This window comes from Lactobacillus sp. UMNPBX12, assembly GCF_002553955.1.
Classification (GTDB): domain Bacteria; phylum Bacillota; class Bacilli; order Lactobacillales; family Lactobacillaceae; genus Lactobacillus; species Lactobacillus crispatus.
This window is the reverse complement of record NZ_PCYY01000006.1, coordinates 20,193-46,179: the sequence shown is the minus strand read 5'-3', so window position 1 is coordinate 46,179 and position 25,987 is coordinate 20,193. Positions and strand designations below refer to the sequence as shown.

The window sequence follows — 25,987 nt, the reverse complement described above, 5'->3', positions numbered from 1 at the left end:
CCAACCAATTAAGAAAGTGGTTGGTTTTATTCTAATAATTATTTTTCTTTTTTGGGTTTAATACGTTGAATGTGTTCTTCTTCATGGTCACCTAATACTAATGGCACACGCTCAACCACAGTATCGGCATACTCCAGTCCGAACCAAGATGCAGGGTTAGAAGATAAATTCTGCAGCCATACTCTTGCTTCAACCATGAACTTTTCATAGCCTGTCAATTTAGTTAATGGACTAATTACGTCGTTAACAATTACAAAGGCGAAGTCCCCTACATCACGACCCGGTGTAGTAGTGAATTGTTGTGGTTGAGCTTCAATCGTTCCATCAGCGATCAAATCATGAACAATTTGCCGCAAATAAACATTTACACTGGTTTGTTTTCTAAAACCTAAATACAACTGAACGTTAATTACATTCTTAGTACCATAAGTATTGACCGCGTATTCTGCAGTATATGGCTCGTTAGTAACATTAACAGTTACAAACCAGTAAGCCTTAGCCCGTTTAGGTCTCTTATCCAAAATTGAATAAAGCATTTCGCGCTTAATGAATTTATTATACTTAACCTTAGCCATATAAACTACATTCGTAGCGTAAACTGGATAATCATCACAGTGGCTCAACTCAGTCAACATATCTGTATATTCATCTAAGCGAACATAAGCATTCTGCTCCTCACGCTTATCACGGATCTTATTGCCATAGAACCACACGTACATGATTGCCAAAATAAAACCAGCAATTAAAACAGTGACGTAACCGCCATGCAAAAACTTAGTTAAGCTTGAGAATAAGAACATCCCTTCAATAAAGGCAAAGACTACTAAGAAAATGCATCGTATTGATAGCGCGGTACCTTTTTTACCCAGATATTCAAATAATAAGATAGTTGTCATCAACATGGTAACCGTGATGGCCAGACCATATGCTGCTTCCATATGATGTGAAGTTCTAAATAAGAAAACAATTGCAACTGTAATGACACAGATCATCTTATTAATTGAAGGAATATAAATCTGTCCCTTCTCATTTGAAGGATAGATAATATTCATTCTTGGTAAAAATTTTAAACTACTTGCTTCAGCTACTAAAGTGAATGAACCCGTAATCAAAGCCTGAGAAGCAATAATAGCGGCAATCGTAGCCAAAGCAATAGCAAACAATCTTAGACTACTTGGTACTGCTTCAAAAAATGGATTGAAATCACCATTACCAGCATGATAATTAGCATTTTGTAAAATCCAGACGCCTTGCCCTAAATAGTTTAAAATCAAGCAAACAAACACATAAGGCCAAGAGCCCATAATATTACTTTTCCCGACATGTCCGACATCTGAATAAAGAGCCTCAGCACCAGTAGTTGCCAAGAAAATTGAACCTAAAATCAAAATACCCACTTTATTAGCAGGACTAAATAAAATACGCAAAGCATGAATTGGATTAATTGCATCAAGCAAACTCCAATCATGGCTTAAGTTCATAAGTCCAATAAGCCCTAAAAAAGTAAACCACAGGAGCATGATTGGACCAAAGGCCTTACCAATCACACTCGTTCCCATTCTTTGAATTGAAAATAGTAAAACCAGGATAACAATAGTAATCAAGATAACCATATCTTGCGACGAAACTGGAATTACATCACCAAAGCGCATATTTTTCAATCCTTCAATTGAAGTTGTAACAGTCACAGCTGGAGTTAATGTCCCATCAGCTAACAATGCTGCTCCACCAATTAAAGCTGGGATAACTAGCCATTTAGCCCTCTTTCTAACCAATGCATAAAGAGAGAAGATCCCTCCTTCACCATGATTAGTCGCCTTCAAGGCAATTATCACATATTTGACCGTTGTCAATAATGTAACAGTCCAAAAAATCAACGAAATGGAGCCAACAATTAGTTCACGGTTAACATTACTAATTCCACCATTTTCAGTCACAATCGACTTCATAACATACAAAGGACTAGTACCAATATCACCATAGACAATGCCGATAGCAATTAAAAGGCCAGCAAAAGACACCTTTTGCTTACCAGATATTTTATTCATAAGTTTTTATCCTCTATTTCACTTAAAAATTAAAATTTTTACTAGTATAGAAAAAGTCTAGATTTTTTGCAATAAAAATATATCTTTTAAAAAAATAAAAAAGGAGATGAAATCTCCTTCAGTCACTTAATTTACTTTTTCTTATCTTCGATGGTGCCATCACTATGAGCAATAATTACTTCGTCACACATATCCAGGAACAAGCCATGTTCAACTACGCCAACAGTATGATCAAGGTAATCAGCTAAACCATGAGGTGCTGGAACAGGATCTGCAGCCAAATCAATAATATAATTTCCATAGTGAGTCACATAACGTTGATTGCCTTCCATACGCCACCGAGGCTTTAATCCTTCTTGTTCAAAACGTTTAAAGTTTTGTTCACAAGAAATTGGTAAAACTTCAACTGGTAATGGGAAGCCGCTTAAACGATGCACTAATTTTGATTCATCAACGATCCAAATGATCTTCTTAGAATTGATTGCTACATTTTTTTCTAAAGTTAATGCACCACCGCCGCCTTTGATTCCATCCAAGTTATTGGCAACCCGATCAGCACCATCTACAGTTAAATCAGCTTGATCAATATCGGCCAATTCACTAACTTTAAAGCCTAAGCCCTCAAGTTGTTTTTTACTACGGTTACTAGTAGTTACGATAGCCTTCAGTTTTAAGCCGTCTTCATCTTTGCGCTTACCTAAAGCATCAATGAAAAAGGCAACGGTTGAACCTGTACCAACGCCCAATACCATACCTGATTTAACCATGGCAGCTGCTTTTTCTGCTGCTTCTTTTTTCAAACGATCTTGTTCTTGCTTGTTCATTATTCATCATCCTCCATCGCCTGTTTAACTTCCTGTTCAGTTGGAATTGAAGGCTGAGCACCTAAACGTTGTACGGCAATTGAAGATGCACGACTTGCAATTTTAGCTGCTTCTTCAAAGTTAGATAGGTCAGAATTCAAATTGCTTACCAAATATCCAATAAAGGTATCTCCTGCACCAGTAGTATCGGCTGCTTCAACTTTATAAGTTGGTATTAATTCTTCAACATCGGGAGTTGAAATATACGCACCCTTATCACCATAGGTAATAACCACGTTTTTTACACCAAGCATGTGTAGTTTTTCTGCATTAGTGGCCAGCGTTGAATTATCTTTAATTGCAATGCCAGTGATCTTGGCACTTTCAGTTTCATTCGGTGTAATGATATCAGTATATTGCAGTAATTCTTTAGGAATCTCATCAACTGCAGGAGCTGGATTTAAAATAGTGATTTTTTTGGCCTTTTTAGCAATCTTAAATGCTTCAAGCGTCACATCTAGTGGGATTTCGAATTGAGCAATTACACAATCCCAACTCTTAATCAAATCACCAGCTGCACGGATATCTTCCACTGTCAGTTCATAATTTGCGCCGTGATCAATAATGATGTCATTTTGCCCAGCTTCATTCAACGTGATATAAGCATGGCCTGTCTTTGCTCCCATTGTGGTTTGCACATAAGTTGTGTCCACGCCATAACTCTTGAGCTGATGCGTGATAAAATTTCCTTCACTATCTTCACCTATACGGTTAATAAAGTAAGTTTCAGCTCCACTTTTAGCAGCTGCAATTGCCTGATTAGCACCCTTACCGCCACCAGCAGTAGTAATGTCTAGCGCATTAATTGTTTCACCAGGCTTAGGAAAGTCTTTTACATGTAATGTTGTATCAACATTACTTGAACCAATAACTACAATCTTCTTCATTATGAGCATCCTCTTCTAAAAATGGATTTATTCAACCTCAATTATAACAAAAAACGTATTCAAAATATTGAACACACATTTTTGAAATCTTACTGTAAAATACCACCATTAACGAAGCCTTTTAAGCGCTCAGCTTCCCACTTCAATGTATTTGAATCGTCAACTTGCGAGATCTTATACCCAACGAAATATGGTGAAGCATAGAATCGTGGAATAATCTTGCAACAAGTACCTTGACCATCATTAATTGGATAGAAAAATAAGTTATAAGAATCAACACCATGTGACAAGACTGAACGCACATATTGTGTGCCCTTTTGAATCAAATCGGCCCAAGTATCCAAATTAGTATTATCATGTGTCAAAATATTTACTTCTTGGTAGCCTTGAACTGGACGCGCAGATAAGTTCATTTCAACTGAACCCGAACGCCCGACTTCAAATCCTTTAAAGTTATCAGCGCCAATATCGTGATAGCCATCTTTATGATATAAGCCCACGATCTGCATATGTGGATGAGTTAAAGAACCATCAGACTTGGGACCAAAATTTTTATACCAAAGCACACTCTGATAACGGCCTGAATTATTCATTTTTTGAAAACACTTCAAGCCAAACTTCATCAACTCTTGATTATCTTCACGCGTATAAGTTGAAATATCTCCCTGGTGATCACTTGATTCAATTAAAATTGTTTGATTAGTATCCTTTAACGTAGGGTACTTATTCTTCAACCAAATCTTATCGCCATCTTTTTCATAAATATTAATTAGATGCTGCACATCACAAAAAGGACAGCCAGCATTCTGATTTCCTTGCCGATTACCATAATCATAATCATATGGCTTACGCTTACCAATTGAATATTCATACACTAAAGGATTCTTGTCCATATTTTTCACCTGCTAAACCAAAGATATCATACATTTAACATCATTTTAACAATTTTATCGGTTAATTGTGAACATTTTTATTAATAAAGCTAGGAATAGTACGTCTATCTATGATAAACTACCTTTGTAAAAGAAATACATGATATACATGAGAGGAAGAATCATGAAATTCTATAAAAAATTGGTACTTACTGGTGCCGCAGCTTTAGCTGTTCTAGGCTTGAGTGCATGTTCAAATAATAATTCTAGTTCATCTTCATCTAATAAGAAGATTCCAACTAAGATTAACAAGAAGACTACCGTTACCTTTTGGTATTCACTAACTGGTAATGCGCAAAGCAGTTTGCAAAAATTGACTAAAGATTTTGAAAAGAAAAATCCTAACATTACTATCAAGTTGCAAAGCCAAGGTGGCAACTACTCTGATTTACAATCTAAGTTGGTTTCAGGTTTGCAATCGCCAAAGGATTTACCGACAATTACTCAAGCTTATCCTGGCTGGCTTTACAATGCTGCCAAGAACAATATGCTTGTTAACCTAACCCCATACATTAACAATTCTGAAATTGGCTGGGGCTCATATGCTAAGAGTGGCATTAAGAAAGCTCTTTGGGATGGTGCAAACATCAACGGTACACAATATGGTGTTCCTTTCAACAAGTCAGTTGAAGTACTTTTCTACAATAAGACCTTACTTGATAAGTATGATGTTAAAGTCCCAACTAACATGAGTGAATTGGCTTCTGCATCCGCAAAAATTTACCGTGAAAGTCACCACAAAGTACGCGGTGTTGGATTTGATGCTTTAAACAATTACTACATGATGCAAATGAAGGAAACTTACGGCAAAGACTTCAATAAGAACTTAAACTTTGCTGCCAAGGATTCCGTTAAAGCCATCAATTACTACGCTAATGGAGTAAGAGCCGGCTACTTCATGCAAGCTGGTACTGAAAAGTACATGTCAACTCCATTCAACAATGGTCGCGTTGCTATGTTCATCGGTTCAACTGCCAATGAAGCTTACCTTAAGCAAGGACTTAAGAAGGGTTACACTTATGGTGTAGCTGCTCGTCCAAGCACGATGAACGTACAACAAGGTACTGACATTTATATGTTCAAAAAAGCAACCGCAATGCAAAAGTCAGCTGCGTTTAAGTACCTTAAGTTCTTAACTTCTAAGTCATCACAACTTTACTGGGCTAAACAAACAGGCTACATGCCAGTTAATACTGCTGCTATCAACGACAAGGTTTACCAATCTGCCAAGAACAGCAAGATCCCAGCAATTATTGCCAAGACCTCTAAGAACCTTTACTTCTTACCAGTAACTAAGAATGCTACTGCCGCATATGATCAAGTTAATGCTAACATGCAAACCATTTTAGCTAAGGCAGGTAAAAAGCAATCATGGAATAGCGATATCAAGACTGGTAAAGATAAGCTTGATGCTGCTTGGAAGCAATAATTTTTCAAATAAAATATCTATCAAAAAAAGAAGTTCAGTATTAATTGAACTTCTTTTTTTACCTAATTATTTACTAAAAATGGATATTGAATTTGATCATTATCAGTTACATTCAACTTGTAACGAGCACGATATAAAGCCTTTTCTACCGCTAATTGCCCTGCAGTTGTGGCCATTGCAATCGAATATGACTTGTGTGGTGAATTGATCAGGATTTGACTGATAGAATGCTTAATGTATGACTGGATTAGAATGACATAATTCGATTCCTTACATGCACGTAAAACATTAGAAGCCTGTTTCATCTCGATAATTCGAGCTACTCCATTGTGTGCTTCAATCACCTTAGCCAAGTTAGAGGTTAAGCTCTTGTCTCCTACTACAACGGTAACTCGTTTTTTATCGAGGTCAAAATCAATTCGGGAAGCATAGTTTTCATTTTGCTTTTCAGACGACTGCTTCTCCTTTTTTTCTAATTGATGCAATAAAGACTTGTGTCTACCTTTAGTCTTGTGCTTTTCCGTTTCTTTATTTTTATCCGGCTTTTCCTTCTTTTCTGGAATAGTAACTTCAGCTTCGGCATAACGCCATCTAACCCTAATGAAGGATGGATCACTGACTCGCCAAACAATACTAATCAGGTCATTTTCGTGTAAGTTAAAGTGACTTACAGTATTCATGTCTAAGTATAAAATAGCTTTTTCAGGATTTACTTGACTTAGGTTTTTGCCATTAGAGTCCTGCTTGATGTATAAACCAAAAGAATCACGGTGAACTACCGCTGGACCAAATTCGATAATTTCCTCATCTGGCGCAAAAGACTTTGCATGATGCTCAACTTTAATAATTGGACGATTGCCACTGTCATTTAAGTGATCTAGCAAAGTAACTGTATCACCGTTTTCCAGCTTTTCAATTCTAGTCAAGTGTTCATTAAAATATTGTACTGAATGACCATTCTCATCCACTGCTTCTGCACCTAGCAGCTTACGTCTAATCTCATATTGTTTTTCCTTTGGTTTAGCCACAGGAATTATTTTCTTAACCACAGGCTTAGGAATAGGAATTATGGTCGCATATTTGTTTTTATTCTTTAAAACCGTAGGACTCAGAGCTTTAGCAGCTTCTTCTTTTTTAGCTTTTTCTTTTTCAAGCTCTTTCTTCGTTTTTTTCGGCTTTATTTTTTCTACAGTATTTTCATCATTTTCTTTTTTAGTTTCTATTTCAGTTTTATTTTCTGGCTTATTCTCAGTTTTTATTTCTGGCTCATTTTTTACAGCCTGATCAGCTTTTTCCGCAATTTTAACGACTTCATTCTTATTCTCAGGTGGATTGCCTAGTACTGCCTGGTTATATATTTTACTAATAATTTTCAACGCAATCATTGACTGCTTCAGTGATTGGGGATCGCTCCCCGTCGCCTGCATTAAATCAATAATATCTTTTCTATAATCAATCGTCATATATTTACCTTCTTATTTCTTAAATAGGAATATTATACAAAAATTTTTAATGCTAATCTAATTCTTTATAGATTTTTATATTATTTTTCCTGTAAAACCATTATAATAAAAGTAGTTAAAATATCATTTATTAAATGGGGGGGAGACTACTATGAAAAAGAAACTTTTACTTTTCGTATCCTTTTTAGCCGGTTTATTGTTCTTGGTATCTACATCAACTTATGCTAGCAAGCTTCCTAAAGGCTATGGTATTGCTAAAACCTTTACCACACCAAAAGCAACCCGTGGCACCTGGTATTATCGCGAAAAGGGTGATAAAACAATTTCTAAGGTAAAGATCACTGCTCATAGCGTAGATGGTAAAAAGCTTTACGTACCTTCACAAAAGTTCTTCGAGAAAAATGTTTACAACGTTTCAGCTAAGAAGCGTAATCAGTTCATCAAAAAAACTGAAAATATTTATGCTGCAGCTAACTATAAAAAGGGCTTCAATGTCAACAATTGGGTTAACTTAGCTGGTGATGGTGAATACTACATCCCTGTTACTAGAACTGTTAACGGCAAAAAGGTTAAGGCATTAAGAATAGCTACTGGTGCTGGTCCTTATACTGCTGCATATGCATACAAAACTAAGGCATTGGTTAAATAATCATTGTCTAACGAAAAAGCAAATTAGCATAATTTGCTTTTTTCTTTTACCGATTTTTACCTTTCCGTATTTCTGCTATATAAAATGTAGAAAAGCATGGAAGAATGGTATTTTCCATACTTCAAAGGCTTATATTTTTCCTTTCCATTTTACATTCGCCACCGTTAAAACGCCGGTATTCTGATATTCCAACTAGGGAGTAATCGCATTGACCAACTATGATGGCATCGTTATCGGTCATAGCCTGACCGTGGATAATTTATATTGCTTTATTTAATTCTGGATGGCTGATTAACAGCGTCAAGTTCTTCATGGCATTTTCATCGCGATCAACTACTTTGCCATAATTTGGGCAGTCCGGATTATAACAAATATATTCATTATGCTTAGTGCCATGCTTTTGATTACCCTTTAAGGTGACTTTTTCATCACCTTTTTTGACCATACCACAAACTGCACATCTTTGTGTTGACGGATAAAGCTTATTAGCCAAGATCAGTTCTTTATCATACCAATCACACTTATAAGCCAATAGCTGTCTAAACAGTCCAAACATTGATCGATGCATACCTTTTGAAGCAACGTGACTCATAAGCATGCCTTTTACGTCTAAGTTTTCAATTACTATTTGGTCATAATCATTAACCAGTTTGGTTGTAAACTTGTGCATCAAGTCGTGCTGAATATTGGAAACACGTTCATAACAAGATTGAAGCTTGGTTTTCGTCTTCAAATACTTATTACTTTGTGTCCCCTTGATTCTGCCATTAACTGTCCGCTTCTTAGCTAAACGCTTTTGATAAAACTTGATTTTCGCATAAAGCCTCTTTAGTGACTTAGGCAAGACTAAACACTGTCCATCTTGATAATTAAAGTGCCCTACATTAATATCAACTCCTGTACCTTTGCCAGTTTTAGCCTTGGGTAAAGGCTTTTCTAGCTTATAAGGTATAGAAGCATAATACTTATGGTTTACTTTAAAAATTGAAACTACACCAATTTTACCCGATAAAGGCTTATTTGAAAGTTCGATCCCTGCCCAACGATCCTTATATGGGGTATCTCTAGGCATTTCTAACCAAAGTAGTCCATCCTCTATCTTTGCTCGATCAGTTTTAAAGCCTTGGCGCGGATTTTTCTTAGAGCGGAACTTAGGCTTGCCCCAATCAGGCTGTGCTTTATTAAAGAAATTTTGCCATGCTTTGCCTAAATCCTGTACCGCTAACTGTAAAGTGCGAGCAGAGTAGGCATACTGCCAATCTTCCTTTTGTTCAATCATTAGATCTCTTACTAAACGCCAATTAGGACTAGGATTTAAGTGATAATCTTGATGAGTCATGCGCCATTTCTTAGTCTTTTTATTCTGCTTAGGAATAAAGGTAGTGGCAACTACTTTATCAAAAATAGTATGTGCCATATACAAGTCTTGCCATAAAGCCAAGGCTTGATTCCAACAGTATCGACGGTAGTTACACCAATCGTCCAAAATTTGCTTCATCGCCTCATCTGGTTTTAGACGGTAAACGCGTGTTTTTACTATCATTTATTAGTCAACTCCTTGTCTTCGCTAATCTTATGCTTGTATTTACGTAAGCCGTAAAGACGACAAGAAAAGACGTGTAAAATACTTAAGACATCTTGAACCAATTCTTCATTAGGTGACGTTTCTCGATTGTTTAAGACTACTATTTTGGTGCCATTTTGATTACATAGTTTTTCAAACCAATCATAACCAAAGCGGATAAAACGATCTTGGTAAGTAATGTAAATTGTTTTAATCTTTCCTTGCATTACTTCATCAAGAAGCTTATTCCACTTTTTGCGCTTATAATTCAGACCGCTACCAATATCGGTGATCATTTCATCAAGAATAATCCCTTTAGTGTTGACAAATTCGCGTATGAACTCTTCTTGATCTTTTAAATCATCCTTTTGATTAGCAGTTAAAACGCGTGCGTAGCCAACTACCTTGCGCTTATCCTTCTTAGGATCAGAATTATTATTAATGTACTTAAGATAATCCTGTTCAGTATAGTAGCGCTTATTTGTTGGAGTACGATGTGCTGGAAAAATTCCTTTACGATCCCACTCCTGTAAAGTGCGCACTGTCACACCCAAGCGTTCAGCCATCTCTTTAGGTTTAAGAACTGCCATAATCTTCATCTCCACATATTATCTTTAGTAAAGATTAAAGCATTTGCTTCTACTAAATTCTATAAATTTCTATTTCTTTCTATGGCTTAATTTATCATTTCTTTCTCCTTCAAAAAGAGCGGCCAATTTTGCCAAACTCTTATGATCAGGATAGCGTTGAACTAATTGCTCAATTTTATCGGTAGCTAATTTTTTTACTTCTTCGGCTGAGCCCATTTTCTCTAAAAAATCTGCCAAATCACCTGAACGAGCAAGTAACTTACGCTCACTACGACTTTCTGCCAGAAAAGCTTGATCAACCTTACGTAACTTCAAACTACCATCTGCATTAAAGTTATATCCTCCCCACATATGCTGCTTAATTGGTTGCATCGGTTCGCTATCCACATAACACAATTTTCCTACCATATGGTGCGTCTCAGTAATTCCTAACGTAACCGGGTCATAAATATCGACATAGTTAAAAATTTTCTCCCGCATTTTAGCCACCTGACGTCGTTCAGCTGGCGTCAGTAAAAGCCAAATATTGGTTCCTTCATACAGATAAGCAGCTGCAATTGCTTCTGGATGACGACAATTAGCTAAAGCAAACTGAGCATTAATTGAACCTAACGAATGACCATAAATATAAATTCTACTACCTTTAAATTGATTAATTGTCTGATTCAATAAGTGAGCAGCTGACTTTAATTGGCTAGGAATCGTCCGTTTTCGTGCAAGCAGTGCTTTTAAAATTGGTAGATTAGTTTTAATCCATTCATCACGCCAAGTTTGTGGAGTCCCCTTTTTAAAACCATATGATCCTTTAAATAAGATTGTTATTTCATTCGGACTTGAAATGACGAAGGCTCGCATCCCATCCTTAGCATAAACATTACGACAAACAGTTCCAAGATAATGTTGATCTATTTTGATAGTATCACCCAGCTGCAATTCATCATATGCCTTTTTAGTTAATTCAACTCGTTCACGATCTGTTAACTGTGCATTTACACTCATAATTTTTCCTAAAATAAAAAACTAACTCTTACTATTATGTTAGCATGAGTTAGTTTTTTTGGATAATTTGAGCCTTTAATCATATTTTTTCTGCAAGTAATTTGCAATCGTTGACAAGCAGAAACAGACAATAAAGTACATGATTGCAATAATCACATACATTGGAATTAAGTAAGTCGTGTTCTGACTGTAAATAATTTGTGCGTGGTATAAAAGCTCTGGCAAAACAATGATAGTTGCCAATGAAGTATCCTTAACCAATGATACAAATTGTGATAATAATGCCGGAATCATATTGTGCAAAGCTTGTGGCATAATTACATGATACATAGCCTGACCATACGACATCCCGTTGGAACGGGCACCTTCCATTTGACCCGAATCAACTGAGCCAATTCCTGAACGAACAATTTCTGCTAGCATTGCACCTTCAAAGATGACTAACGCTGCAATTGAAGCTGTCGTTGGATTCGTTACAATACCTAATTGAGGTAAACCAAAATAGGTAAAGAAGATGATCAACAATAGCGGCAAGTTTCGAATAATATCAATGATAAAGCCTACAATTGCAGACACATACTTAATTTTCATGTAGCGAACTAATCCTAAGATTAATCCTACTACGAAGCTTAATGCAATTGAAATTAATGAAACATAAATCGTTACCCAAAGTCCTTGTAATAAGAAGCGGATATCGACCCATGAATATGCATGAATAAAAGTTTCCATTCTCTATCCCCTTCCTATTAGTTGACTAATTTTTTCTCTAAATGACGCATGTAGTAACTAAGCGGCAAAGTCAAGATCAAGTAGAACAATCCAACAATAATATAAGTATCAATTGTTTGGAACGTTGAGAACGCAATCAATTGTGCTTGATACATCAAGTCAAAACCGGCAACAAAGGCCAAAACTGAAGAGTTTTTAACCAAGTTGACAAACTGGTTGCCTAGTGGTGGAATCACTATCTTCATCGCTTGAGGTAAGATGACATAACGCATGGCTTGCACATAGGTCATACCGTTGGAGCGAGCACCTTCCATTTGACCAGTTCCAATTGAATTAATTCCCGCACGAACGGTCTCTGCAATAAACGCTGATGTATAAAGCGTTAAACCAATTGTCCCCGCTTGAAATCCTGACAATTTCACAATATAACGTGGAACGATCAAATAAAAGATCATGACAATTACCAGCAAAGGTATATTTCTAAAAATCGCAATATAGATCTTCGCGATCACTTGGCCAAATTTAGATGGTGCTACCTCAAGCAAGGCAAAAATCACGCCTAAAATCAAACTGAAAACTAGAGCAATAATACTACTTAAAATAGTATTCCAAAAACCTGTTAGGAAGCTGCCCCAGTTGTTAGTAATAATTTGCCACATTATTTCAAAACCCCCTTTAGACTAAAACCAGGAATTCCAGCAAACCACTTTTTAATCAAACGGTCATAAGTACCATTCTTTTGTAATTCATTCAAAGCTTGGTCGATATGATCAGCCATTTGTTTTTGTCCCTTATTAACAGCAATTCCGTAAGGAGCATTACTATAGACGCCGCCGACTAACTTATAACCAGGATTTTCTTGAGCGATACCGGCAAGCAAACCATTGTCAGTAGTTAATGCCACACCTTGGTTAGCCTTCAATGCAGACATTGCTTGACCATAGTCATCATATTGCAAAATCCGCGCTTTAGGGGCATACTTATGTACATCATCAACTGCGGTAGTTCCTTTAACGGCCAAAACAGTTTTGCCTTCCAGATCCTTAACATTCTTGATCTTACTATTATTAGGCACTAACAAAGATGAACCGGCTGGAAAGTATGGCTTAGAGAAGGTTACTTGCTTGGCACGTTCTGGTGTAATAGTCATTGTGGCTAAAACAGCATCAACATTTCCATTTTTTAAAAGTGGGATTCTAGTGTTGGCAGTAGTAGTAACAAAATCGGTTTTAGCATCTTTACCTAGCATTTGCTTAGTTAAAGCCTTAGCCAAATCGATTTCAAACCCTTCAATATGTCCTGTCTTAATGTTCGTTAAGCCAAACAATCTAGTATCTGCTCTAACGCCCCAAACAATCGTCTTGCTCTCTTTTACTTTTTGATAAACATTGCTACTAGCATGCTGACCACAAGCTGTTAAGGTAAACGCTAATAGAATCAGCAAAGGCAAGAAAAGAAATCTTTTTATCTTTTTCATGGCGTGTCACCTTAATCTTTAGAAATAACTTTGCTTAAAAATTGCCGAGCACGTTCAGTATCTGGATGAGCAAAGAATTCTTCTGGCTTGCGATCTTCTAAAATATGACCATTATCAAAGAAAATTAAGCGATTGCTTACTTCTCTAGCAAAACCCATCTCGTGGGTAACCACAACCATAGTAATGCCTTGTTCAGCAACATATCTCATAACTTCTAAAACATCTTCAATCATTTCTGGGTCAAGGGCACTAGTTGGTTCATCAAATAAAATCACCTTAGGGTGCATTGCTAATGATCTAGCAATCGCTACTCTTTGTTTTTGTCCACCAGATAATTGACGAGGATAAGAGTCAATTTTATCGGCCATACCTACTTTTTCAAGATATTGCATCGCTACTTTACGGTTCTCATCATCAGGACGCTTTAGCACAATCTTAGGCGCCAGCATAACGTTCTCTAACACAGTGTGATTATTGTAGAGATTAAAGTGTTGGAATACCATCCCAACATTTTTGCGAATCTTATTAATATCGGTCTTTTTATCAGCCAAATCATACCCAGTTACAATTAATTGACCGCTATTAATTGGTTCCAAGCCATTCATAGTTCTAATTAAAGTACTCTTACCTGAACCAGATGGACCAATAATTGAAACCACTTGGCCTTCATCAATCTTTAAGTTAATATCTTTCAATGCATGGAGCTTTCCGTAGTACTTATCAACATGCTTAAATTCAATAATTGCTGTCATGGCTTCTACCTTTCTTTCCTTTGTCTACACAATATAATTATTTTACTCTTCTTAAAGCTAAAACTAAATATTTTAGCAATTCAAAATAGTATAATAGCCTGCTAATCTTATAAATTTATTCGGTTTTAGCAAAATATATTTGTATTTAGCTAGATTAAAATAATCATATTAACGCTACTTACGAATTTATCAACTACTAACTTTTAGGATAAAGAAAAAGTCCCTCATCCCTAAACTGGGACGAAAGACTTCTTTCCGCGGTACCACCCACATTGCCTATTAGATATAGACCTACTCATGAAGCACTATCATGCTTCACCGGTGTGGTAACGTACCGGAGACGTCTCAACCTACTCTAAGAATTGTTATTTCGGTGAGCTGCTAAAAGTGTTTTTCAATAGTTCAGGGTCTATTGGCTTTTCACTAGCACCAACTCACTGTTAGAAATAAACTATCTACTTGTCTTTTTCATAGCCTTTTAATTTATTTATATGTATTTAACCTTATTTTGGGATAAAAAGCAAGCAAAATTTCTTATACTTCAAAATGAATCCGTTTTTAATACAAATAAATGCTGTTAATATTCGGAAAATAGCTTAAAATATTTAGTGATATATTGAAAAACAAAGGAGTTTGAAATGGGAAAACTTGAAAAACCCGTTATCATTGGAATTGCTGGTGGTTCTGGAAGCGGCAAAACTACCATCGCTCATGAAATTGCGGATAATATTAATGATCAAGATCGCATTATGATCATGACCCAGGATTCTTATTATAAAGATAATACTGGTGTATCAATGGAAGAAAGAATGAAAATTAATTATGATCATCCTGATGCTTTTGATATGCCGCTACTTGAGGCACAATTAAGTCAGTTAATGCACAGAAAACCGATTGAAATGCCAACTTATGATTTTACCGCTCATACTAGAAGCGATGAAACTATTCATGTTGAGCCGGCCGATATTATTATCTTAGAAGGAATTTTAGTCCTCTTCAATGAAGATATTCGCAATTTGATGGATATTAAAGTTTATGTTGATACCGATGATGATATCCGTTTTATTCGCCGACTTGAGCGCGATATGAAGGAACGTGGTCGTTCACTTGACTCTGTTATTAATCAATATTTGGGTACAGTTAAGCCAATGTACAACCAATTTATTGAACCAACCAAGCGCTATGCCGATATCATCGTACCTGAAGGTGGGGAAAATGATGTTGCAATTGACATGTTAACTACTAAGTTACAATCTGTTTTGAAATAAGCAGCAAAACACTTCTCTAAAAAATTGGAGAAGTGTTTAATTTTTTATAAAGATAAGAAATTGCCAAAAAATAATGTCTCTATCTTACGTAATTAATACTGAAAGCATTAATCAAAATGCTATGATTTCATATCAAAATTATGTAAAATGGAGGTAAATTAAGTGGAACCTATCTTTTCACTAATTAGGTTAAAAAATCTTGTTAAAAATGAGCAATTTGTCTTGGTTAACAGAAAGGCAAAACATGCAACTCCTGTGACCAAAGAATTGGTTAAGCTAATTGTTGCAGATCTTTCAATAAATGATTTTGTCAAAGTAGATAAGGATAGAGCTTTTCCAAGTGAATATGTCTGGGTCTATGAAACTACTTTTGGCGTTAAGTACTACATTAAATTCAAATTTAAGAATGATTATACATTGGTTCTATTCATTTCCTTTCATGAAGCATTATATTAATTAGGGAGGGTCTACCTATGTCTTACATTGCAAACTACACCAACAGCTATGATATTCGTGGTCACGAAATTGAAGTAACAGCTCCTGCTCGTTTTGATGATCAAACTCATCAAGTAATTCCTGATTTAGAATTAGATGATCAGGCAGCCAAGCTAGCACTACAAAAATTCCGCAAACAATACGATGTTGTATCACCTCATGACATCAAACAATTACGCAAGAAATGGAAATTAAGTCAACGAAAACTAGCCCACATTTTAGGCTGGAGTCCTTCAACAATTGCCCTTTATGAAGCTGGCGCCGTTCCCACCAACGGCAATAATCGTTTACTAAAAATTTTGATTAAAGACGACAAAATCATGTTAGAGTTCATTAAAGATAGCGAAAAAATTGAAATGTAGCAAAAGACCTGATAATCACAAAGCGAAGATTATCAGGTCTTTTCTTTATTCTAAATTATCTTAATTTTGATTATCATCTTGTGCATTAGCTGTGTCCAAAATTCGGTTATACTTCTTGGCAAAGAAGACCAAAAGCAAGACACTAGCAATAACATAAATTACTGCTGCAATGTAATAGGCATTTGCATAACCATCTTGGGTAGTAAATAAGTAAAATTCGGTGAAGAGTCCATCAATGACACCGACAACAGCATAAGCAATCTGAACTACTCCAGTAAAGGCTGGACGCAAGTCCTTATCAACAATAACCATCTGAACTTCTTGTTGAATTGGCATTGTGGCATTGGCTAATCCTGTTCTTAAGAAGAGCAAAAGGCCGACAATTACAAACAAAACTGTCCCGCTACCTAAGCGACGACCGTTAGCTAGCAACAACATAACTGGCACACAGGTCAATGTACCTGCAGCAACAGAAACAATCGCCCCCATCTTCTTTTCCAAGAATGGCGCAAAGAAATATCCAATTAGCATCGCTGCTTGAACAAAGGTGTTAATGGTAGAAGTAACATCACGTGGAATGTGCAAATAACTATTCAAATAAATCGGCACATAAACAGCAACTAAACGAGCACCAAGTTGAATACCGGCAATATAGACAATCCACATCAATGTCTTCTTGCTCAAAAGCTTTTTATACATAGCCATCTTCTCTGCTCTGCTAGGCTCCTTGTCATCTGCAGTAGAACGATAATCACGTGGCACATCATGAATAAACAAAGCCAAAACAAAGGCTAACATGGTTACGGCAGCCGTAATGTAAAGCAGGATTCTGTATGAATTTGTATAATCTGCTAAAGTTTGACCAGTTAACATCTCTGACTTACCAGAAAGAACAGATGCCTCATGATAAGGAATGCCTCTAATCAAACCAAAGAACCAAACGACAGCTTTCCCACCTAAAAACGTACAGATCGTTTGTGTAATCAAATTAACAATCATTACTGTTGAGAACATCTTAGTTCTAATTTTTCCCGGAACATATGAGGTCCACATTAATGGATACATCAAATCATAAACCCCAATTGCTGTCCAAGAAATAGTATAAGCGATCATGATGATAATTTGATTGGTTGTGATACAGGTTAAGGCCATAAAAATTGCCGTCATTGGTGGCAAGATCAGCAAAATCTTTCGATAGCCCCATTTATGAACCGTCGCAATCATGACTGACATCAAAATTGCTGTCGCCGCATTAAAAATGTTTAAACCTGAAATCAAGTGTGGCGCTACAATCTTGTAGTAAGACAAGGCTGCATCATTCGTAATCCCAGTTACTGCACCTAAAATACCATAAATCCATAAGTAGACAATGACATTGTGTTTATAACGTGGATTCCAATTTTTAATCGCCTCAGCCTCAGCTTCCTTTTCCGCATTGCTTCGTCGAGCCATATAAGTCCCCTTTTTTTGAAAACGTATACAATACATCTAACCTTATTTTATCACTCAAATGGTATTAATAAAGTGTGTGTATACGAAAAGGTATGGTTTATAGTTTCTAGGCAACTTTAGGTTTTAATGCTTTATCGAAAAGATTGGTAATCAATTTCACTAGGACACCATCAAACAGTAATGATGAAATCATACTTACAATAAACATCAAAATTTGTACATTAACCTGATAATGACTCCAACCAAACAAAAAGTAACTTGGTATAAAACCACCTAAATTAGCAAAGAAAGCACCAGTCAAAACGCTCTTCCATGAGAACTTTTCATAGCGTTCTTTTTTAGGGAAAAAGCCGATCTCGTTCATTGCTCCTTGAATTAACCCCTCAAAAATAGTCAAGGCTCCCCACTGGCCACCGATCGCCATCTCAACCGTGGCAGCCAGCAATTCACCGATAGTTCCAGCTCCCTTAGTTGGTACAAAATACATCGCTAAAGGAGCAGCCATATACCATAAGCCAGTAAAAACGTTGTCAACAACCGGTGCATAACCGGTGGGTAAAAAGCTTAATTTTACTAAGTTATACACATTGTTAAAGCCATAAGTGTAAATCACACCCATGATGATCCCGATTAAGGCAACTAAAATAACTGATTTTACATTCCATTTTGACGATCTAGTAAACATAAAAAATGCTCCTTACTAACATACTGTCAGTAGGAGCACACAAATAAAAGTTAATTCTCTTGTTAGCACTTTCCCTTGCGCAAGTATTATCTTGTTCAGGTTCGAAGGGTATTATCTCAGCATTCCGCACCCCTAGTGACATTTCATTTATTTATCAATTAAGTCAAGTATAGCACATTGTTAATCAAATACCATTTGATCTGTGTAAAGTTTGTAATAAAATCCCTTTTCTTTAAGCAGTGCCTCGTGACTGCCTTCTTCGATCACATTACCATCTTTTAACACAACAATCTTATTAGAATTCAAGATCGTCTTTAACCGGTGAGCAATCACAAAGCTTGTTCGTCCAGCAATCACAGTATCCATTGCCTTTTGAATCTTTTCTTCTGTTACCGTATCTACGTTAGAAGTTGCTTCATCCAAGATTAGGAATGGTGGATTCGTTAAAATTGTCCGAGCAATTGACATTAATTGCTTTTGCCCAGTTGAAAAGATTGAGCTAGCATCGCTAACTTGAGTATCGTAACCATCAGGCAAAGTCTCAATAAAATCATGGATATTAGCCTGCTTAGCCGCTGAAATCACTTCATCCATTGAAGCATTCGGCTTACCATAACGAATATTGTCCGCTACAGTACCAGTAAATAAGACAGAGTCCTGCAGGACGATCCCAACATTATTTCGCAATGATGTTAGTTGAATATCACGTACATCTGTCCCGTCAAAGGTTACTTTACCTGAATTAACATCATAGAAGCGATTTAATAGGTTCATAATCGTAGTTTTACCTGAACCGGTTGGTCCGACCAGAGCCACTGATTGGCCCTTATCAACCGAAATATTTACTCCGTGCAAAATTTCTTTATCTTTATTGTAGCCAAAATGAACATTTTCTAGCTTGACACCATGATTCAAACCACTAATGACCTTACCATTTGGCACTTCGTTTTCATCTTTTTGTTCTTCAACTGTAGCTAATCTTCTTGCCCCAGTTAAAGCTAATTGAATCATGGAATAAATTGAAGTAATTTGTGTCAAAGGTTGGAAATAAACTTGTGAATATTCAACGAAAGTTACAATCAAGCCCAATCCAATAGCCTGAGAAATTTGACCGGAAATAATCATCCAAGACCCCATAGCGATGACAATTGCCAAATTAAGTAAGTTCAATCCGTTCATCAATGGGAATAGGATTCCCGAATAAAATTGCCCCTTAAACAAAGCGGTTCTTACTTTATTGTTGTAGACCTTGAAGCCATCAACCGATTCTTGACGCAAACCATTGGTAATAATCACCTTTTCACCATTGATCTGTTCGGTAATATAACCATTTAAATCGCCAATTTCATCTTGCTGCTTATCGATATAAACGCGAGCTTTTTTCATTAAAAGGACACTAATAATCAAAATGAATGGTGTTGTCGCAATCGTAGTCCAAGCCAAAGTACTATTAATCGTGAACATCACAATAATTGTTCCCACGAACATAATTCCCTGGGAAATAATTTCAAAAATCGCATTGTTCATTGCGTTGAAAATATTATCCAAATCGGAAGTAAATAGCGATAAAAGTTTACCATCCTGATGAGTATCAAAGTAGCGCACTAACATCCGTTGAAACTTGGCAAATAGATTCTCACGCATGTCATTAGTTGAATCCGCATTGAACTTGGACATTACCATCCAAGCAATAAAAATCGCTATCTGGCTCAATAAGTAAAACAAGAACATCGACCATAACGCGCTATAGAACGTGTTCATGGATGCTGTACCCTTTTTTAAATCAACCAAATAAGTAGTTAAAGCGGTAACTGAACGGCCTAAATATGTAGGTGCCATAACCTGTGCACCACTCGAAATCAAAGAAAGGATAACCACAATAGTGATTCCCTTCCAATAAGGCTTCAAATACTTAGCAAAATAGCGCAATGCCTTTTTCGTATTACTCATTTATTCATTTCCTCCTTTCTTACCTTTTTGTGTCTTGAAGATTTCTTGGTAAACCGGCGAAGTCTTAAGCAATTCTTCATGCGTACCTTGTGCCACTAATTTACCGTCATCTAACACTAAAATTGTATCGGCATTAATCACTGAAACAATCTTTTCCGCAATGATAAAAGTAGTAGTATCAGGCAGCTCATGCTCTAAAGCTTGCTGTACTTTCTTCTCACTTTCCGCATCCAGAGCAGAAGTTGAATCGTCCAAAATCAAAATTGGTGCTTTAGCAATCAAGCCACGTGCAATAGATAGACGTTGCTTTTGCCCACCGGAAAAGTTAGCAGAACGCTCCTCTACTTCATGATCGAAAGAATCGTTATAACGCTCAATAAATTCTGATGCTTGCGCCATATTGGCAGCACGCTGCAATTCATGTAATTTAGCCTGAGCATTACCTTGACGCAAATTAGATGCTATTGTACCTGAGAAAAGAACTGCTCGCTGCAGCACAAAAGAAACAGTTTTGCGTAATGCAGCTTCAGTTACATCCTTAATATTTTGACCGCCAATTTTTACTTCACCCTTAGTTGGATCATATAAACGAGCAATTAATTGGGCCAAAGTTGATTTACCAGCACCTGTTGCCCCAACGATACCAACCATTTGACCTGGCTTAATCTTAAACGAAATATCCTTTAAAGTAGGATCATCCCCATCAGGATAAGTAAAGGAAACATGATCAAACTCTACGCTACCGCTAAGAGGTGCAACCGAACCACTTTCCACAAACTTGACATCTGGTTCAGTCTCCAATACCTCACGAATACGTCCAAGAGAAATATTAGCTCTTGAAAATTGCATTAAGGTCATTCCGGCAATCATGATCGTAAATAGCAGGGTTAAAACATAGTTCACGAATGGACTGACTACCGCAATATCACTTGGATGTGCCGTAATATTTTTACCAATTAAATAAACAATTAAAGCAATTACGGTATAAGCGATCATCTGAAAAGCTGGCATAATTGCAGAGAACCAGTAACCAATCACAATGTTGTAGTCATTCAATTGGTCCGAAGTTTGATCAAACTTTTTAATTTCTTGTGGACCTTGATTAAATGACTTAACCACTCTCACACCTTGCAATGTTTCTTGTGCTTGATTAGAAATTCGGTCCATCATTTCTTGGAATTTGGTAAACAAACTATTCATTTGTCTTAAAACGTAAGCGCCAAAACCAAAAATAAGTGCAACCATGACCACTGGTGCCCACCAGAAGCGCGGAATAATCACGATACAGAAGATAAATGAACCGACAATTAAAATCGGCAACCGCAACATCTGCATAAATAGCTGCATCATCATGTTCATTACCTGGTTCATATCGTTGATCAACCGTGTAGTTAGAGAACCTGCTGAAAATTTCTTAATATTACCAAAAGAGAACGTTTGAATCTTAGCATAGGTATCTTCACGTAGATCACTAACTACTCCTTGTGCAATTTTCGCTGCAAAATAAACGTTAAAAATACCCGAAATAATTGCAATTATACCTAGGACTACTAGCCAGATTCCATCAGACAAGACTGCTTGCTTCTGATTCACCATCAATGCCTTTTGAATATTTTCCAATAATTTAGGCTGATATAATCCAGAAAACGCTGAAACTAAGATAGCAATAATTGCACAAACAACATCTTTTTTATAACGCTTTAAGTATGGAAGAATTATTTTAAAGTTTTCCATTTTTACTCCTTTCTTCACTTAAAAAATGCCAAAAAGTAGTGCTCCATTCTTCTGAAAGCTTAGCTAACAATTTCATTTTGTCAGTTCCCATGGCTTGAGCCGTTTTTTCCTCTAACTCAAATAGAGGACGCAACCTGTCATAAGCATATTTCCGCCCTGCTTCGGTAAGCTGGCAAAATCGAACTCGCTTATCGCTAGGATCAACAGTCATCGTGATATGATCATGATCACGCAGAATCTTAATTCCTTTGTTAATCGACTGCTTGGGTAAATCACTCAGATTTACTAATTCTCTTTGTGTCAATTTTCCCCGAATCAGTAATTCATACATGATTACCACTAAATAGTCCGGCAAGTCATGATCCTGCTCCCATTGGCTATAAGCACGGCTGCCATGGATAATTGATAGATTTAATTTTTCTGTCTCACTAATTTTCATTACTTCACCACCATATTTAGTCTACATGCATGCCAAATATATTAGTATGCACATGGACTATTGTCAAATCATTTTGTCAAAAATAAGACTATAATTAAAGTAAAGAAACAATTTTTGCATCTAAATTTCAAATTGGTATAATAAAAAAATCATCAAGTAAAACAAGGCAGGGATTATATGCGTAAAAAGTTTTTATTAATAATTTCAATAGTGGTCCTATTTGCTTTGCCATTAAGTGGCTGTAAGCAAAACAAAAAGCAAAACGTTTATCAAGCAGTTAAAACTAGTAAAACCATTAACTGGGGCGTCAAAGCTGACACGCCATTATTCGGCTCAATAAATATTAAAACAGGCAAACTTAATGGCTTTGAAATTGATTTAGCTAATGCATTAACCCATGAAATGCTAGGCAAAAATGCCAAAGCCAATTTCATAACAACAACGGCCAACACCAAGATTCAGCTTCTAAAAAACACGAATGTCGACGCCGTCATTGCAGCAATGACCATTACGCCTGAACGTAAAAAACAAGTCGAATTCAGTCACCCTTACTTTCCTGCTGGACAGTCAATTATGGTTGCTGACAGTAGCGCCATTAAAAATGCTAAAAATTTGAATAACAAGAAAGTGCTTGTAGTTAAAGGAACTACTGCCGCCGATGCTATCCATCAAGTTGCTCCTAAAGCGGAAATTTTACAATTCGATGATTACGGCCAAGCTTTTGCCGCATTAAAAGCTGGACAAGGAGATGCCTTTGTAACTGATAACGGAATTTTAGCTGGGATTTTGCGTGATAGTTCCGGCTATAAATTAGTTGGTGGCACCTTTACCAACCAGCCATATGGTATTGCAGTTAATAAGGGGCAAAATGACATGCTCAAGCATATCAACACTGCATTAGCAAAACTAGAAAAGAATGGCACATATAATCACCTAGTTAAAAAATGGTTTGGCAACATTCCTGGTATGAACATTAAAGAACTAGAAAAGAAGTAAGAAAAAGGCTAAGATCAAAATTTTGATCCTAGCCTTTTCGCTTATTTAGCAATGAAATCAAGTAAAGTAAACATTACATCTTTATTTTTCTCAGGCACACCATGATTAATAATCTCTGTAGGCGTTTGATGTAAATCATTATTTTCTAAAGCATATGCTCCATCATTAATAGCAATCTCACGCACATTATCAATTTGCGGTTCAAAGTGGAACTGCAACCCAATTACATTATCTCCCAGTAAAAAGCCTTGATTCTTAACTAGATCACTAGAGAATAATAACTTAGCTTCGGTTGGAATTTCACTCATTTGTTCATGCCAATGAAGAGCTGTTAACTTATCCGGAATTCCTGTAATAGTCTGATCTTGCAAATAAACTGGTGCCCAACCTACTTCCTTAGCGGGTGCATCAAGTACCTTATAGCCCAAAGTTTTAGCAATCTGCTGGCTACCAAAACAAATTCCCAAGATCGGCTTGTGTTGATCTAACATTTGTCTAATCAACACACGTTCATTTTTGACCCAATCAAGATCATCATTAGGACTGTTTGGACTGCCTAGGACTACTAATAGATCTGTTTCATCAACAGTTGGCAAAATACCAAAATTCCCTGGATGGTAAACGAACATTTCGTTATCTCTAGCATGGCACCAGGCTTGAATAGAACCAGGTCCCTCATTAGGTGCATGCTGTAATACATTAACGCGCATGAAATCCCTTTCTCACTCAACAATATTTTTGTTTTTCATTTTATACTCAATTCTAGTGGTAAACAAGAAGAGTCAATTAATCTTTTATCGTATTTTTAGAAACTATATGTCACCTTATATGATATAATGTTATACATATTTTTACATCTGGAGGACTTTCATGGACAATCACCTTAAACGCAGTATTGGCTTAGGTTCTGCACTTTCAATTATCGTTGGAACCATTATCGGTTCTGGAATTTTCTTTAAACAAGCTTCAGTTTTAGATAGCGCAGGCTCAACCTTTATGGCACTTTTAGCATGGATTTTAGCTGGGATTATCACATTAACCGCTGGCTTAACGATTGCGGAAATCGGTGCCCAGATGCCTTATACTGGTGGACTTTACGTCTATATTGAAAAAATTTACGGCCGCGTTTTAGGTTTTATGGCTGGTTGGATGCAGGCTATTGTGTACGGTCCTGCTATGATAGCTGCAGTTACCGGTTTTTTAAGTATTATGGTGACTAATCTCTTTGGCATCGGCACCGAATGGCGTATTCCCATTGGTTTGATCACTATCATCGCTATCGGCGGTTTAAACTTTTTAGAAAATAAAGTCGGTGCAGCCTTTGCTATAATCACTACAATTGCTAAGATGATCCCTATTTTTGCAATTATCTTCTGCGGCATCTGCTGGGGTGAGCAAAACGCTGTCGCCCAAACTGTGACTGAGCTGAATCGATCAACAGGTGGTCTTGGCGTAGCCGTTCTCGCTGCCCTTTTTGCCTATGACGGTTGGATCTTTATTGCAAATTTAGGTGGTGAAATTAAGAATCCACAAAAATTATTACCCAAAGCAATCATCATTGGAATCACTACAGTATTAGTAATTTACGCGTTAATTACTATTGGTATTTTTAGTTTCATCCCTGCCGATAAAATTCATGCATTAGGTCAAAATTCAACCACTTATTTGGCTGACGCTATTCTTGGTCCAATTGGCGGTAAAGTTCTATCTGTCGGCATTATTATCTCAATGCTAGGCACTCTCAATGGAGAAATGCTCACCTTTCCTCGTATTATTTACGCTATGGCTAAGCGCGGGGATTTGCCTTTCTCAAGATTTTTATCATACGTTACACCTAAGGGAAAAGCACCAGTTATGGCTACTATGCTCTTAATTACCTTAACTGGAATTATGATGACTTTCTTCGATCCTGATTACCTATCAAATCTCTGCGTCTTCACAATTTATAGTTTCTATGTTTTAGCATTCTTTGGCTTATTCATTTTAAGATACAAAAATAAGGACCAACGTCCTTTCAGCGTGCCATTTTATCCCCTAATTCCTTTAGTAGCAATTGCAGGCGGGCTCTTCGTTTTAGTCAGCCAATTCTTCAATGATCCCGCTGGCGTTTTGCTTTTTACTGGAATTACCGCTGTCGGCTGGCCAATTTTCTTTTTAGTTAAAAAGATGAGCAAAGCACAGAATACGATTATCGAAGACTAAAAATCTCAAATTTTTCTTGTTC

The 25,987-nt window shown here is 36.6% G+C and carries 25 protein-coding genes, 1 riboswitch and 1 other annotated feature; of the genes, 7 read left to right on the top strand and 18 right to left on the bottom strand.

What is annotated here, in order from left to right; genetic code table 11:
• Window positions 1-38: 38 nt before the first annotated feature.
• From CP363_RS03730 to CP363_RS03715, 4 genes are all read right to left on the bottom strand, one after another.
• Window positions 39-2,048, bottom strand: a complete 2,010-nt coding sequence (locus tag CP363_RS03730; RefSeq protein WP_023487970.1) for a KUP/HAK/KT family potassium transporter — start codon at window positions 2,046-2,048, stop codon at window positions 39-41.
• Between the two features lie 131 nt (window positions 2,049-2,179).
• On the bottom strand, window positions 2,180-2,872 hold the full coding sequence (gene rpiA, locus CP363_RS03725) for a ribose-5-phosphate isomerase RpiA (RefSeq protein WP_023487969.1): 693 nt from the start codon (window positions 2,870-2,872) through the stop codon (window positions 2,180-2,182).
• Window positions 2,872-3,798, bottom strand: coding sequence for a ribokinase (rbsK, locus tag CP363_RS03720; RefSeq protein WP_089145883.1), 927 nt, complete (start codon window positions 3,796-3,798; stop codon window positions 2,872-2,874). The genes rpiA and rbsK overlap by 1 nt, the downstream gene beginning before the upstream one ends.
• Before the next feature lie 89 nt (window positions 3,799-3,887).
• Window positions 3,888-4,691, bottom strand: coding sequence for a DUF4931 domain-containing protein (locus CP363_RS03715; RefSeq protein ID WP_098035857.1), 804 nt, complete (start codon window positions 4,689-4,691; stop codon window positions 3,888-3,890).
• 163 nt (window positions 4,692-4,854) lie between these two features.
• On the opposite strand from CP363_RS03715, the gene CP363_RS03710 reads away from it, so the two are divergent.
• On the top strand, window positions 4,855-6,159 hold the full coding sequence (locus tag CP363_RS03710) for an extracellular solute-binding protein (RefSeq protein ID WP_065989025.1): 1,305 nt from the start codon (window positions 4,855-4,857) through the stop codon (window positions 6,157-6,159).
• A gap of 62 nt (window positions 6,160-6,221) precedes the next feature.
• Here CP363_RS03710 and CP363_RS03705 read toward each other — a convergent pair whose 3' ends face one another.
• Window positions 6,222-7,622 (bottom strand): hypothetical protein, encoded by a 1,401-nt coding sequence (locus CP363_RS03705; protein WP_098035856.1) that lies wholly within the window; start codon window positions 7,620-7,622, stop codon window positions 6,222-6,224.
• A 151-nt stretch (window positions 7,623-7,773) separates the two neighbouring features.
• Between CP363_RS03705 and CP363_RS03700 the strand changes: the two genes are divergently transcribed.
• Window positions 7,774-8,271 (top strand): hypothetical protein, encoded by a 498-nt coding sequence (locus tag CP363_RS03700; protein WP_013085996.1) that lies wholly within the window; start codon window positions 7,774-7,776, stop codon window positions 8,269-8,271.
• 259 nt (window positions 8,272-8,530) lie between these two features.
• Here CP363_RS03700 and CP363_RS03695 read toward each other — a convergent pair whose 3' ends face one another.
• The 7 genes from CP363_RS03695 to CP363_RS03665 all read right to left on the bottom strand — a co-directional run bounded on the left by CP363_RS03695 (window position 8,531) and on the right by CP363_RS03665 (window position 14,382).
• Window positions 8,531-9,814, bottom strand: coding sequence for an RNA-guided endonuclease TnpB family protein (locus tag CP363_RS03695; RefSeq protein WP_023488285.1), 1,284 nt, complete (start codon window positions 9,812-9,814; stop codon window positions 8,531-8,533).
• Entirely contained in the window at window positions 9,811-10,425 is a 615-nt protein-coding gene (locus CP363_RS03690) for an IS607 family transposase (RefSeq protein ID WP_098035855.1), read from the bottom strand. The genes CP363_RS03695 and CP363_RS03690 overlap by 4 nt, the downstream gene beginning before the upstream one ends.
• A gap of 69 nt (window positions 10,426-10,494) precedes the next feature.
• Complete coding sequence (locus CP363_RS03685) at window positions 10,495-11,424, bottom strand: DUF2974 domain-containing protein (RefSeq protein ID WP_057726756.1); 930 nt, start codon at window positions 11,422-11,424, stop codon at window positions 10,495-10,497.
• A 75-nt stretch (window positions 11,425-11,499) separates the two neighbouring features.
• The gene (locus CP363_RS03680; RefSeq protein ID WP_005724282.1) at window positions 11,500-12,153 is read right to left on the bottom strand and encodes an amino acid ABC transporter permease; all 654 of its coding nucleotides are present in this window, start codon (window positions 12,151-12,153) and stop codon (window positions 11,500-11,502) included.
• 17 nt (window positions 12,154-12,170) lie between these two features.
• Complete coding sequence (locus CP363_RS03675; RefSeq protein WP_005720819.1) at window positions 12,171-12,812, bottom strand: amino acid ABC transporter permease; 642 nt, start codon at window positions 12,810-12,812, stop codon at window positions 12,171-12,173.
• Window positions 12,812-13,630: a transporter substrate-binding domain-containing protein gene (locus CP363_RS03670; protein ID WP_013085992.1), complete on the bottom strand. Its 819-nt coding sequence runs from the start codon at window positions 13,628-13,630 to the stop codon at window positions 12,812-12,814. Before CP363_RS03670 ends, CP363_RS03675 begins: the two co-directional genes overlap by 1 nt.
• Window positions 13,631-13,641: 11 nt before the next feature.
• Window positions 13,642-14,382, bottom strand: coding sequence for an amino acid ABC transporter ATP-binding protein (locus tag CP363_RS03665; RefSeq protein WP_005720821.1), 741 nt, complete (start codon window positions 14,380-14,382; stop codon window positions 13,642-13,644).
• Window positions 14,383-14,615: 233 nt separating this feature from the next.
• Window positions 14,616-14,863, bottom strand: a binding site (T-box leader).
• Between the two features lie 157 nt (window positions 14,864-15,020).
• Between CP363_RS03665 and udk the strand changes: the two genes are divergently transcribed.
• The 3 genes from udk to CP363_RS03650 all read left to right on the top strand — a co-directional run bounded on the left by udk (window position 15,021) and on the right by CP363_RS03650 (window position 16,507).
• On the top strand, window positions 15,021-15,650 hold the full coding sequence (gene udk / locus CP363_RS03660) for a uridine kinase (RefSeq protein ID WP_013085991.1): 630 nt from the start codon (window positions 15,021-15,023) through the stop codon (window positions 15,648-15,650).
• Window positions 15,651-15,812: 162 nt separating this feature from the next.
• Entirely contained in the window at window positions 15,813-16,106 is a 294-nt protein-coding gene (locus tag CP363_RS03655) for a type II toxin-antitoxin system MqsR family toxin (protein WP_068813670.1), read from the top strand.
• A gap of 17 nt (window positions 16,107-16,123) precedes the next feature.
• Window positions 16,124-16,507 (top strand): helix-turn-helix domain-containing protein, encoded by a 384-nt coding sequence (locus CP363_RS03650; protein ID WP_068813671.1) that lies wholly within the window; start codon window positions 16,124-16,126, stop codon window positions 16,505-16,507.
• Window positions 16,508-16,567: 60 nt separating this feature from the next.
• Here CP363_RS03650 and CP363_RS03645 read toward each other — a convergent pair whose 3' ends face one another.
• The 5 genes from CP363_RS03645 to CP363_RS03625 all read right to left on the bottom strand — a co-directional run bounded on the left by CP363_RS03645 (window position 16,568) and on the right by CP363_RS03625 (window position 22,767).
• Window positions 16,568-17,959, bottom strand: a complete 1,392-nt coding sequence (locus CP363_RS03645) for an MFS transporter (protein WP_098035854.1) — start codon at window positions 17,957-17,959, stop codon at window positions 16,568-16,570.
• A gap of 106 nt (window positions 17,960-18,065) precedes the next feature.
• The gene (locus CP363_RS03640) at window positions 18,066-18,644 is read right to left on the bottom strand and encodes an ECF transporter S component (RefSeq protein WP_057726755.1); all 579 of its coding nucleotides are present in this window, start codon (window positions 18,642-18,644) and stop codon (window positions 18,066-18,068) included.
• A 53-nt stretch (window positions 18,645-18,697) separates the two neighbouring features.
• A riboswitch (TPP riboswitch) is annotated at window positions 18,698-18,788 on the bottom strand.
• 36 nt (window positions 18,789-18,824) lie between these two features.
• On the bottom strand, window positions 18,825-20,594 hold the full coding sequence (locus CP363_RS03635; protein ID WP_098035853.1) for an ABC transporter ATP-binding protein: 1,770 nt from the start codon (window positions 20,592-20,594) through the stop codon (window positions 18,825-18,827).
• The gene (locus CP363_RS03630; protein WP_098035852.1) at window positions 20,595-22,328 is read right to left on the bottom strand and encodes an ABC transporter ATP-binding protein; all 1,734 of its coding nucleotides are present in this window, start codon (window positions 22,326-22,328) and stop codon (window positions 20,595-20,597) included.
• On the bottom strand, window positions 22,315-22,767 hold the full coding sequence (locus CP363_RS03625; protein ID WP_005720830.1) for a MarR family winged helix-turn-helix transcriptional regulator: 453 nt from the start codon (window positions 22,765-22,767) through the stop codon (window positions 22,315-22,317). Before CP363_RS03625 ends, CP363_RS03630 begins: the two co-directional genes overlap by 14 nt.
• A gap of 177 nt (window positions 22,768-22,944) precedes the next feature.
• On the opposite strand from CP363_RS03625, the gene CP363_RS03620 reads away from it, so the two are divergent.
• A complete protein-coding gene (locus tag CP363_RS03620; RefSeq protein ID WP_005724289.1) occupies window positions 22,945-23,763 on the top strand; it encodes a transporter substrate-binding domain-containing protein in 819 nt (272 codons plus the stop codon).
• 41 nt (window positions 23,764-23,804) lie between these two features.
• Here the strand turns inward: CP363_RS03620 and CP363_RS03615 are convergent, their stop codons facing one another.
• The gene (locus CP363_RS03615) at window positions 23,805-24,473 is read right to left on the bottom strand and encodes a type 1 glutamine amidotransferase (protein ID WP_005720832.1); all 669 of its coding nucleotides are present in this window, start codon (window positions 24,471-24,473) and stop codon (window positions 23,805-23,807) included.
• Window positions 24,474-24,633: 160 nt separating this feature from the next.
• Here CP363_RS03615 and CP363_RS03610 point away from each other — a divergent pair, with 160 nt between their 5' ends.
• The gene (locus CP363_RS03610; RefSeq protein WP_061204516.1) at window positions 24,634-25,965 is read left to right on the top strand and encodes an APC family permease; all 1,332 of its coding nucleotides are present in this window, start codon (window positions 24,634-24,636) and stop codon (window positions 25,963-25,965) included.
• The last annotated feature ends 22 nt before the right edge of the window (window positions 25,966-25,987 follow it).